Genomic DNA, 10,204 nt, shown 5'->3' on the forward strand with positions numbered 1-10,204 from the left:
TGGGCGTCCGATGATGGACTGGAACGCCGATCTCGAAAATGATCGTCTCGAAGCACTCCGTCCCCTCCTGGAGGAGTATGCCATCAAGGCACGGTGCGTTCTGCGGCTGGTAGATGCTCTTCTTCACGAAGGAGACCAACATCCAGATGTCGCGCACAAGTACGAACGCCTCCAAGCCGACTACCACGAGGCGGTCCTCCGGATCGAAGCGCTCCAGCACCAGCTTGAGACCGCTCGCGCCTGGATCTCCACGCTTCAGACCAGGATCGCCGAGGCTGAGGATATCGAGGAACGAGAAGCGGTGTACTCGGTCGTCGGGCTGACGGTGACGGCGGAAGATGTCGTGGTAGTCGCCGCCCGGCGCGCACTGCTGGCGCATCTGCATCCCGATCGCGCGGCGGAGCAGGACAAGATCAGGATGTCGGCCCAGTTCGCCACTGCGTCGGCGGCCTTCGACAGGATCGAGAGGCTTCGTCGTTGATGACGCTGATCTCGATGGTCGTGATCGCCTACGCCTGCTGTCGCCCGCTGGCCTGGATCTCGATGCGGATGATCGCCTTCGCGGTCGGGTTCTTCGTCGGCTGGAAGTTCATGGGGAGGCGCTGATGGATCTCACACTTCACCAGACCATTCTCTACCACTGCATCCGACTCGTAGTGGACGCTCACGGAAGCATGGGAGCGAGCATCGCGACCATGCTGTGAGGTGCGCCAGCGCCGAAGAACTGCATGAGGTTCTGCGCAGACGCATCGGCGATCCGGGCGCTGCGGGGGAACAGGTCGTACTCGTATGCGGCGAGCGCCGTTCCGATGTCGTCGGGTGCTTCAACGATCGCCTTGGCGAGTTCCGCACCGTCGTAGAGGGCAAGGTTCGCCCCCTCGCCCGCGAACGGCGACATCAGGTGCGCCGCGTCACCCAGCACGGTCAGGCCGGGCACACGGTCCCAGCGGTGGCCGACTGGAAGCGCGTGGATGGGACGAAGGATGGGATTGGCGTCGTGGGTCGTAATGAGGGCCGTCAGGTGCGGCGCCCACCCCACGAACTCCGCCGCAACGTGGGCCAGGGCAGCCTCCACGTTACAGAAGTCCATGGCATCGAACCAAGACTCCGGCCTGTTCGGTGCTGTGTAGGTGTGCAGCCGTCCATCTGCATGCCTGTGAGCTAGGATGCCCTGGCCCGGTGCCACGGCCATGAGCGTGCCACCGCCGATCGCGTCCGCGCTGGCCTTGAGGCGCGTGTCGCCGTCGCGGACGGTCGTCTCGACGAACGAGACACCCGCGTAGGCGGGCCTCTCCCACGAGAGCAGGGGACGAACCTTCGACCACGCCCCGTCCGCGCCCACGAGCAGGTCGGCTGTGATCGTCGCGCCGTTCGTGAAGGCGACCGCATGCCGCCCATTCCCGCACGCGGTGACCGTGATCGCCATGTGGCCCCAGCGGATCGTCTCCGCGGGGAACGAGGTGATCAGCATCCGCCGCAGGTCACCGCGATCGACTTCGGGCCGATGACCCACGAGGTCGCCGGGCAGGTCGAACAGGATATCGCCGCCCTGATCGACGACGCGCTTGGCGTTTTCGCCAGGGCGCACAAGGCGGAGGAAGTCGTCGTGGAGACCCGCAGCCCTCAAGGCGATCTGTCCGGTGTGCTCGTGGATGTCGAGCAGGCCGCCCTGGGCTCTCGCATCGACCGATGGTTCGGCTTCGTAGATCGCCGCCGTGATCCCGTGGAGATGGAGGACGCGGGCCAGCACGAGGCCGCCGAGGCCCGCGCCGAGGATTATGATCGACTGTCGCATGGGTGCGCTCCTGCGACCGTATGCGATCAGCACCTCTGCGTGCCGATCACCACGGTTGCCCGAGGTCGTCGGGCGGTTGCTTTGGAGACGCTGGCCGACCCGCGCGAGGCGCGCGGATGACATGTATTCGACAGCCCTAGGCCGGGCGGTCGTTTTTCGCGACGCCGCCGAGATTACTTCCGGTCATACGGTTCGGCAACTGCCCGATCCCACAGCCAGAAATGATTGCTTGTGGGATGCGCCCCGGCCTCCCGCCACTCAGATATCGGTGCCCTGCCCCGCATTGTCCCATTCGAGGTGCGGAACACCGGTCTCAGCGAAATTCACCATCGCCACAAGCGCGGTCGCGACGAGGCAGGCGCAGCATCCAACAACCACAACCATTCGCCCGTATCCCCCTCAACCTTCGGTTGAAATATCTCGGAACATGGTTAGCGAATGGTTAAGCTGGATCGGCGACGTGACGGCATCCTGGCTGCTCCGTCGCGTTCCTGCATGGCGTGCAGGTCTTATTTCGTATGCCGCTCCTGAACCAGCCGGGCGACGGCTAGAAATCATCAACTTGACCATTCAAATTGAACCGGTCATCATTGAACCATCCTAAGTGAACTGATGGATGGTAGATGCACGTCCGGGCCTACATGCGCGCGTCAGCCGTCCACCAGGATGCCGAGCGTGCCCGCGGTGCTCTCGAAGGTTTCGCCCACGAACGTGGCCTGCGCATTGCCGCATGGTATGTCGAGAACGAGTCGGGCGCGAAGCTCGCCCGGCCCGAACTCTTCCGCCTGTTGCGAGATGCGCATCCCGGCGACGTATTACTAATTGAGCAGGTGGACCGGCTGTCGCGTCTCACCGCCGACGACTGGGAGACTTTGAAGGTCGAGATCTCGAACCGACACGTGCGGGTGGTAGCGCTCGACCTTCCGACATCCTGGTCGATGATTTCCCAGAACACGGACGAGTTCACCACCCGCATGTTCGCCGCCATCAACGCCATGCTTCTCGATATGTTGGCGGCGATCTCCCGGAAGGACTTCGAGGACCGGCGACGGCGTCAAGCTCAAGGACAAGCTAAGGCGAAGGCTGAGGGCCGCTACAAGGGCCGCGCCGAAGACGCGAAGCGCAACTCCAGCATCGCTATGATGCTGAAGAAGAAGATGTCTTGGTCGGAAATTCAAGCCGCGACCGGATGCAGCCGGGCTACCGTTGCCAAGATCGCTAAGCGTGAGCGAGATCTTGGAGTTCAAGAAGATCGAGGAACCGCCTGATGCGTTCCCGCTGTCCGGCCTAATGGAAGATGCCGCTTGAACCTCTCACGGCGTGGTCGTTCGGTTCGTCTTCGGATCGGGCGTGGCCGTTATCAGCTTCTACGATGTACCGGTGCCGTCATTTGTTGGTCTAAAACGCTCCGGTCCATCGTATTGGACGGATATTTGATCGTCGTGATCGGCGCTCATGTATAAGTACATGGAGGGATATCTCCGAGATCCCACCCAAGGAAATTTCCATGTACGGTTTTCAACTATTACGTCTATTCGATGATATGAAGTCAGTAGGTTTGGCTTCGTCACACGAGCAATTCTCGCGATCCTGGTGCAACCGCGGTCCCGGATATCTCCATGATTATACCCGGCGTGATGGGGCGATGGCGAGGGTTTCGCCGCGGACAATCCAGCGGATCCGCATGCGGCTGGCCGAGGCCGGTACACTTCTCACCGGAGAACTTCGCGACCGCGTGCAGGCATATGATGCTGAAATCCTCCGCGATCTTCACGTCGTCGATCTACTGTCACGTCGTTCGATCGATGCGCGGTGCTCGTGATGGCTATTCGAAATATCGAGAGCATCCGGCGCATGATCGCCCGCTTACGTTCTGATCCTCACTTCAAGGCGATGATCGCGCGTAACAACTTCGCCACCGCCGCCTCTACAGCGATGGTACTGGACCTAAATTCCCGGTCACAGAACGATCGCCACCAATACGCCGCGCAGTGGTGTGAAGCCGACGCCAGGGGCAAATGGCGTCGGCTCATTGTCGAACGCGTGCGTCATGCCCGCCTCGACCGGGTGTACTTCGACTTCGAGTACGAGACCGACCAGAAGGCGTTCGACGACTGGCTGGCAGCACAAGGATGGTGAGCGCAACGCTCTTGTTCGCGATCGCTTTTGGCCGCGTAGTTTTCACGGTCGCATGAACGAGACCGAGTTGATGATCATGGACGTGTTCTTCTGCAAGCTGCGGGAGAAGCTCGCCAACGCCAGCCAGGGCAAGAACTACATCGAGACCGTCTGGGGCCGCGGGTATGTCCTGCGCGAAGACGCACCCGCGATGCGAGTCCTGTAGAGTTGATCCATCCCCTTCGGCACTGAGACCGAGATTATCCCGGCAGGCTCTCGGCGAAGTCTCCGGGATTTCTCCCCACTGACCGAGAATCGTCACGCTTTCCGGTTCGCCGGTATCGTCCTCAAAGGTGCTTCAGTCCGTAATTCTTCAGGATCGGCAGTAGCTCGTCCCGTGCGCGGATACGGTGCAGGCGTGCGGCCTCCAGCGCTTCGACGGGTTTGCCTGCGCGAATGGCCACAACCAGCTTGCGGTGCTCAATGATCGAGGCATCAAGCCCCCTGCGGAGGTTGAGCGTTAGCATTCGGGCGCGGTGGGACTGGTCGTTCACCGCCTGGATGATCCGGCTTATCCGGCCGTTGCGCGCGTGCTCGATCAGCGCCGCGTGAAACGCTCCGTCCGCCTCGCCCCACGCTGGCAAGTCCCCACTCTTGTGCGCGCCCTCCATGGCGTCCGTGTGGACATCGAGGACACGCACGGCGGCAAGCCGCTCGACCACCGGCAGCGCAGCAACAAGTTCTGCCGCACGTCCTTCGATGCCGATGAGTACGTCGTAGATCTCGCGCACATCATCTGGCGCGAGCGCCAGGATCAGAATGCCCTTGCGCGGCAGCACACGCACCAGACCGTCCTCTTGCAGGCGGATCGCGGCCTCGTGCACGGGGGTGCGGCTCATGCCCAATCGCAACGCGATTTCCTGCTCTGACGCTTGGTAGCCCGGCGCGAAGCTGGCATCGCGTATCGCAGCACGCATGGCAGCATAGGCGTCATCGACGAGCGAGGTCTTTTTCTCGGTCTCTTCCGTGTCTGGCCGTACTTCGGCTCGCGCTCGCGCCATTCTTCGCCTCCCCCGTCGCAGCATGCCTATCATCTTCCATGCCTGCTGAGGAACAGGGATTGACACCGATACCTGACGCTCCTAACCGTATTCTAGCTTGCATGGAAGATGGCGCTCCAGGATCAACGGAGCAACCCGGCGGCAGGAGGAAACGATGGACGCGTCGCTTGAAAAGGCGACCATGCGCCGGGTCTCATGGCGCTTGGTCCCCTTCATCTGCCTGCTCTACTTCATCGCCTTCATCGATCGAGTGAACATCGGGTTCGCCGCACTGACGATGAACAAGGATCTCGGCTTCACGTCAGCCGTATTCGGCTTTGGAGCAGGGATATTTTTCTTCGGTTATTTCCTGTTCGAGGTTCCCTCGAACATGGTCCTCGACAAGGTCGGTGCGCGGCTCTGGATTGCCCGCGTGATGATCACTTGGGGGATCATCTCGTTTGCGTTTGCCTTCGTGCAGGGCGAGTACAGCTTCTACACCCTCCGGTTCCTGCTCGGCGCGGCGGAGGCGGGCTTCTTCCCCGGAATCATCCTTTACTTGAGCTACTGGTTCCCGATCCGCTACAGGGCGGGCGTCGTTTCCCTGTTCATGGCCGCAGCACCGATCTCAGTTGTGCTCGGCTCGCCGCTGTCGAGCGCGCTACTAGAGATGGAGGGCATCCTCGGTCTGCACGGTTGGCAGTGGATGTTCATCATCGAGGCCGTTCCGGCCGTCATCCTCGGCGTGATCGTGCTTTTCTACATGACCGACCGGCCCGAGAAGGCGAAGTGGCTCCCGGACGATCAGCGCACGTGGCTGGTCTCCGAGATGAACGAGGAACATGCGCGCAAGAAGGTGGTCGCCAAGCACGGGATCGTAGCGGGTATGTGCGACCCCCGCGTCCTGGCGCTCGCGCTGATCTACTTCGGCACCTCGGCCGGTCTGTACACGCTCGGCATCTGGGCGCCGCAGATCATCAAGAGCTTCGGCTTGTCCACGATGGCGGTCGGCTTCCTCAACGGCGTTCCGCCAACCATCGCGATTATCGCCATGATCCTGTGGGCGCGGCACTCCGACAAGACACGCGAGCGCACGTGGCACGTGGTCATCGCTTGCCTCGTCGCGGCAGCGGGTCTGATGCTGGCCGGGGGAGCATCCTCGACCATTGCGGTCGTCGCGGCCCTCACCCTCGTCAACATCGGCATCAGTTCGGCCAAGCCACCGCTCTGGGCCATGCCGACGATGTTCCTGTCTGGTTCGGCCGCGGCGGTGGGCATCGCCACGATCAACTCGATCGGCAACCTCGGCGGCTTCGTCGGCCCCTGGGCGATCGGATGGATCAAGGATCGGACCGGCAGCTTCACGGGCGGCCTGATCTTCGTCGCCGGGCTGCTCGTCCTCTCCGCCGTCGTCACCCTCCTAGTTGCTCGCGCGGGGCGGCGTGCCGAACCCACGGGCGCCGTCGCCCGCTGAACCTTCCCCGTTCCTAGACCCTCTCAAACTCACGGAGACCCGTCATGACACAGACCTACAACATCGCCGCCATTCCCGCGGACGGCATCGGCATTGAGGTGATCGCGGCAGGCATCGAGGTACTCGATGCCCTGGCCGAGAAGAACGGAACGTTCAAGTTCAAGTTCGATCACTTCGACTGGGGCTCGGACTACTACAAGAAGCACGGTGTTATGATGCCTGCGGATGGACGCGAGCAGATCCGTAACCACGACGCGATCTTCTTCGGCGCAGTCGGCGCGCCGGACGTACCCGACCACATCACCTTGTGGGGTCTGCGGTTGGCCATCTGCCAACCGTTCGACCAGTACGCCAACGTCCGACCGACCCGCATCCTGCCGGGCATTACCAGCCCCCTGCGCCACGTCACCGGGCCGGAACTCGACTGGGTGATCGTCCGTGAGAACTCCGAGGGCGAGTACGCGGGCGTCGGCGGACGCGTTCACCAGGGTCACCCGAACGAGGTCGCCACCGACGTGTCTATGATGACCCGCTCGGGCGTCGATCGCATCATCCGCTACGCGTTCAAGCTCGCCCAGTCTCGCCCGCGCAAGCTACTCACGGTCGTGACCAAGTCGAACGCGCAGCGCCACGCCATGGTGATGTGGGATGAGATAGCCGCCGAGGTTGCTGCCGACTTCCCGGACGTGACCTGGGACAAGATGTTGGTCGATGCGATGACCATGCGCATGACGATGAAGCCCCAGACTCTCGATACGATCGTGGCGACGAACCTGCACGCCGACATCCTGTCGGATCTCGCGGCGGCTCTGGCGGGATCGCTTGGCATCGCGCCCACCGCCAACATCAATCCCGAGCGCACGTTCCCGTCTATGTTCGAGCCGATCCACGGCTCGGCCTTCGACATCACCGGCAAGGGCATCGCCAACCCGATCGCGACCTTCTGGACCGCATGCCAGATGCTGGAACACCTCGGCGAGAAGCCCGCGGCCGAACGGCTGATGCGCGCGGTTGAACGCGTCACTGCTGATCCGAGCCTGCACACACCCGATCTCGGCGGCACGGCCACCACCCGTCAGGTCACGGACGCGGTGATCGCCGCCGTGAAGGGCGACAACGAGTAGAACCGGATCGTCACCGAACCCGGCGATTTTCTCCGGCGGCTGTTTGCAGCCGCCGTGGCGGCGGCCGATCCCTCCGTTTGCCTCATCCGACATCTCCCGGAGATGTCGGATGATCGTATGGTTGTCGGTCGAGCCGGAAAATCTGCGGCATCGATGGCGAAAGCCATCGATGCCGCTCAGTGGGTGAGGTCTCCGGGCTCAGCGTCAACTACTTTCGCTCGCTCCTGATCGCCTGATACGCCCCCCGGAACAGAGGCGGCCGTTCTTGGCCGAACTGCCCATGCGCCGTCACCGCCACGCCAAGATCGTCGCTACTGTGGGTCCGGCCAGTTCCGCTCCCGACCGGCTGAAGTCCCTATTCCTGGCAGGTGTCGATACCTTCCGGCTGAACTTCAGCCACGGCACCCAGGATGACCATGCCAAGGTCCACGCCGCGATCCGCGCCCTGGAGAAGGAAGTCGGTCGGCCAATTGGCATTCTTCAGGATCTACAAGGACCGAAGATCCGCGTGGGTACGGTCAAGGACGGTCGCCTCGACCTGACGGTGGGCGAGAGCGTCCGCTTCGTGCTGAAGGGAGCGGATGGCGACAAGCAGGCGATCCCGCTCCACCACCCGGAGATCTTCGCCGCCCTCGTGCCGGGCCAGGAGCTTCTCATCGACGACGGGCGGGTGCGCGTGCGCGTCGTCGGGCTGGAGACTGCCACCATCACCGCTGAGGTCGTCACGGGCGGGGTGATCTCGAACCGCAAGGGCGTCAACCTGCCCGGCACCCTGCTCGATCTCTCGCCGCTGACGGCCAAGGATCGCGCGGACCTCGCCTTCGGGCTGGACCTCGGCATTGACTGGGTCGCCCTATCCTTCGTGCAGAAGCCCTCGGATGTAATTGAGGCGCGCGGCCTGATCGGCGATCGGGCCGGGATAATGTCGAAGATCGAGAAGCCGCAGGCGCTGGAGCGGATCGACGACATCATCCGGCTCTCCGACGCCGTCATGGTCGCCCGCGGTGATCTCGGCGTCGAGATCCCCCACGAGGACGTGCCGGGCCGTCAGAAGGAGTTGATCCGCGCCTGTCGGCTTGCGGTGAAGCCGGTGATCGTGGCCACGCAGATGCTGGACTCGATGGTCAATGCCCCTGCGCCGACGCGAGCGGAAGCTTCGGACGTGGCGACCGCGATCTACGACGGGGCGGACGCCGTGATGCTCTCGGCGGAGTCGGCCACGGGGAGCTACCCGGTCGAGGCCGTGTCGATGATGGACCGGATCATCCGCAGCGTGGAGGGGCACAAGCTCTACCACTCGATCATGGCGGCCACCGATCCCGGCGAGGAGGAGACGCCGCCGCACGCGGTGGCCACCGCGACCGCGACGCTCGCCGAGGCCGTGCACGCCAAGGCGATCGTGGCTTATACGGCGAGCGGCACCACCGCGGCGCGTGTGGCGCGCAAGCGCCCCGAACCGCCGATCCTGGCGCTGACCCCGAGCCTCGCGACCTCGCGGCGTCTATGCCTGCTGTGGGGCGCCCACAGCGTGCACACGGGCGATGTGGACTCCTACGAGGAGATGACGACGAAGGCGTGTCACCACGCTCAGGACGAGGGGTTCGCCAAGGCGAACGACATCATCGTCGTCACCGCAGGCATCCCGTTCCACGTCAGCGGCACCACCAACAACATCCGCCTGATGCAGGTCTGAAGCAGGCCCTGCAAATCCAGCCCCATGCATGACGGTGGATCGGCGCCCGAAGCGTGACCCCGGCATAGATGCAGCTAAATCTCAGTCAAAATTACAAGAACTGAGATTAAGGTAGGGTGATAATCTGCGCCGATCGCGACCGCACCTTGTGATGCAATTCGAGTTTGATCGAATAACTTCAGCCCATTTGCGGAAGGGGTGGCGCTTCGACGCTGATCCACACCTTGTTCGGCGCGCTGCTCTCGGACTGCGCCTGTTCGTTGAGATCTTCCACGTCCGCTTCACGAGGAAGATCAACCGCGGCCGCGGTGCGATGCCTCGCGAAATTGGAGCGCTTAGGGTGGCGATCGAGACCTTCGACGATAGGGGAAGCCGACACACTGGCGATGGCTGCGAGCGGGCTTCTTAGCGCGCTTGGAGCATCATCAGCGCATCGACGTATCTGCCAATCAGCGGAACAGGATCAAGGCTTGCGGGATCGGGGTCGGGCGACCTTCGCGAATTTCCTAAAGGCGCGCTCGTCGCGATGGTCGAGCGCTTTCCAAATGCAACCAAGACCGTTCGACACCATTTCCCGATTTGCGTGATGGCGGCCTCGATCGCGGCCCAGCGCCAAGAGGACAAAAGGCATGGCCAACCCAGGTATTCCCGACCCCGGCGGCCCTGATCTCCCATACCCCGGCGAACCGCCTCCGACCGACCCAACGCCGGGTGATCCTCCGTCGCCGCAGCCGCCGCCTGACCCTGTCCCCGGCGATCCTGCTGGACCCGATATCATGCCCGGTGACCCTGTCGGGCCGGGCACAATCATGTGAGCTTCGGGCGGCCCGTCGTCGCGCGGGAATAGGTAGGACGGCGCCTGATGCGCCGTCCTCATTCAGAACTAAGAACGCCTAACAGAACGGCACCGAGCTTGGTTTTCAGCGTTGGTTTGGCATGGCCAGACTGCTTCTCCCCGAT

Annotated in this window: 11 protein-coding genes and 1 pseudogene; 10 read left to right on the forward strand and 2 right to left on the reverse strand. The window is 63.1% G+C overall.

The annotated features are described in order from the left end of the window. Nucleotides 1-10 precede the first annotated feature (10 nt). Complete coding sequence (locus AC0IY0_RS19735; protein ID WP_471765096.1) at nucleotides 11-481, forward strand: molecular chaperone DnaJ; 471 nt, start codon at nucleotides 11-13, stop codon at nucleotides 479-481. After that, complete coding sequence (locus tag AC0IY0_RS19740; RefSeq protein WP_471765097.1) at nucleotides 481-606, forward strand: hypothetical protein; 126 nt, start codon at nucleotides 481-483, stop codon at nucleotides 604-606. The genes AC0IY0_RS19735 and AC0IY0_RS19740 overlap by 1 nt, the downstream gene beginning before the upstream one ends. Before the next feature lie 58 nt (nucleotides 607-664). Here the strand turns inward: AC0IY0_RS19740 and AC0IY0_RS19745 are convergent, their stop codons facing one another. Further along, nucleotides 665-1,918 (reverse strand): FAD-dependent oxidoreductase, encoded by a 1,254-nt coding sequence (locus AC0IY0_RS19745; protein ID WP_471765098.1) that lies wholly within the window; start codon nucleotides 1,916-1,918, stop codon nucleotides 665-667. Nucleotides 1,919-2,418: 500 nt separating this feature from the next. Here AC0IY0_RS19745 and AC0IY0_RS19750 point away from each other — a divergent pair, with 500 nt between their 5' ends. The 4 genes and pseudogenes from AC0IY0_RS19750 to AC0IY0_RS19765 form a co-directional block, all read left to right on the forward strand. Beyond that, a complete protein-coding gene (locus AC0IY0_RS19750; protein ID WP_447671813.1) occupies nucleotides 2,419-3,063 on the forward strand; it encodes a recombinase family protein in 645 nt (214 codons plus the stop codon). Between the two features lie 239 nt (nucleotides 3,064-3,302). Then, complete coding sequence (locus tag AC0IY0_RS19755) at nucleotides 3,303-3,617, forward strand: hypothetical protein (protein WP_471765099.1); 315 nt, start codon at nucleotides 3,303-3,305, stop codon at nucleotides 3,615-3,617. Further along, the gene (locus tag AC0IY0_RS19760) at nucleotides 3,617-3,934 is read left to right on the forward strand and encodes a hypothetical protein (protein WP_471765105.1); all 318 of its coding nucleotides are present in this window, start codon (nucleotides 3,617-3,619) and stop codon (nucleotides 3,932-3,934) included. The genes AC0IY0_RS19755 and AC0IY0_RS19760 overlap by 1 nt, the downstream gene beginning before the upstream one ends. Nucleotides 3,935-3,977: 43 nt before the next feature. Continuing rightward, a pseudogene (locus tag AC0IY0_RS19765) lies at nucleotides 3,978-4,139 on the forward strand (winged helix-turn-helix domain-containing protein); the annotation flags it as partial. 121 nt (nucleotides 4,140-4,260) lie between these two features. On the opposite strand, the gene AC0IY0_RS19770 reads toward AC0IY0_RS19765, so the two are convergent. Continuing rightward, on the reverse strand, nucleotides 4,261-4,974 hold the full coding sequence (locus tag AC0IY0_RS19770; RefSeq protein ID WP_147939592.1) for a GntR family transcriptional regulator: 714 nt from the start codon (nucleotides 4,972-4,974) through the stop codon (nucleotides 4,261-4,263). Nucleotides 4,975-5,128: 154 nt separating this feature from the next. Here AC0IY0_RS19770 and AC0IY0_RS19775 point away from each other — a divergent pair, with 154 nt between their 5' ends. Genes AC0IY0_RS19775 through pyk form a run of 4 tightly spaced genes read left to right on the forward strand, consistent with a single transcriptional unit; the run spans nucleotide 5,129 to nucleotide 9,244 of the window. Further along, on the forward strand, nucleotides 5,129-6,427 hold the full coding sequence (locus tag AC0IY0_RS19775; RefSeq protein WP_147939593.1) for an MFS transporter: 1,299 nt from the start codon (nucleotides 5,129-5,131) through the stop codon (nucleotides 6,425-6,427). A gap of 44 nt (nucleotides 6,428-6,471) precedes the next feature. Beyond that, nucleotides 6,472-7,551 carry a tartrate dehydrogenase gene (locus tag AC0IY0_RS19780; protein WP_147939594.1) on the forward strand — a complete coding sequence of 360 codons (1,080 nt, stop codon included), beginning with the start codon at nucleotides 6,472-6,474 and terminating at the stop codon, nucleotides 7,549-7,551. A 54-nt stretch (nucleotides 7,552-7,605) separates the two neighbouring features. After that, entirely contained in the window at nucleotides 7,606-7,779 is a 174-nt protein-coding gene (locus AC0IY0_RS19785) for a hypothetical protein (protein WP_419828308.1), read from the forward strand. A 52-nt stretch (nucleotides 7,780-7,831) separates the two neighbouring features. After that, nucleotides 7,832-9,244, forward strand: coding sequence for a pyruvate kinase (gene pyk, locus AC0IY0_RS19790; protein ID WP_419828545.1), 1,413 nt, complete (start codon nucleotides 7,832-7,834; stop codon nucleotides 9,242-9,244). Nucleotides 9,245-10,204 lie beyond the last annotated feature (960 nt).

This window comes from Methylobacterium sp. AC315, assembly GCF_979253755.1.

Bases quoted from the DNA above. Each gene is read 5' to 3' on its own strand.
- AC0IY0_RS19735 (WP_471765096.1), top strand. From the start codon at position 11: ATGATGGACTGGAACGCCGATCTCGAAAATGATCGTCTCGAAGCACTC.
- AC0IY0_RS19740 (WP_471765097.1), top strand. From the start codon at position 481: ATGACGCTGATCTCGATGGTCGTGATCGCCTACGCCTGCTGTCGCCCG.
- AC0IY0_RS19745 (WP_471765098.1), bottom strand. From the start codon at position 1,918: ATGTCATCCGCGCGCCTCGCGCGGGTCGGCCAGCGTCTCCAAAGCAAC.
- AC0IY0_RS19750 (WP_447671813.1), top strand. From the start codon at position 2,419: ATGCACGTCCGGGCCTACATGCGCGCGTCAGCCGTCCACCAGGATGCC.
- AC0IY0_RS19755 (WP_471765099.1), top strand. From the start codon at position 3,303: ATGTACGGTTTTCAACTATTACGTCTATTCGATGATATGAAGTCAGTA.
- AC0IY0_RS19760 (WP_471765105.1), top strand. From the start codon at position 3,617: ATGGCTATTCGAAATATCGAGAGCATCCGGCGCATGATCGCCCGCTTA.
- AC0IY0_RS19770 (WP_147939592.1), bottom strand. From the start codon at position 4,974: ATGGCGCGAGCGCGAGCCGAAGTACGGCCAGACACGGAAGAGACCGAG.
- AC0IY0_RS19775 (WP_147939593.1), top strand. From the start codon at position 5,129: ATGGACGCGTCGCTTGAAAAGGCGACCATGCGCCGGGTCTCATGGCGC.
- AC0IY0_RS19780 (WP_147939594.1), top strand. From the start codon at position 6,472: ATGACACAGACCTACAACATCGCCGCCATTCCCGCGGACGGCATCGGC.
- pyk (WP_419828545.1), top strand. From the start codon at position 7,832: ATGCGCCGTCACCGCCACGCCAAGATCGTCGCTACTGTGGGTCCGGCC.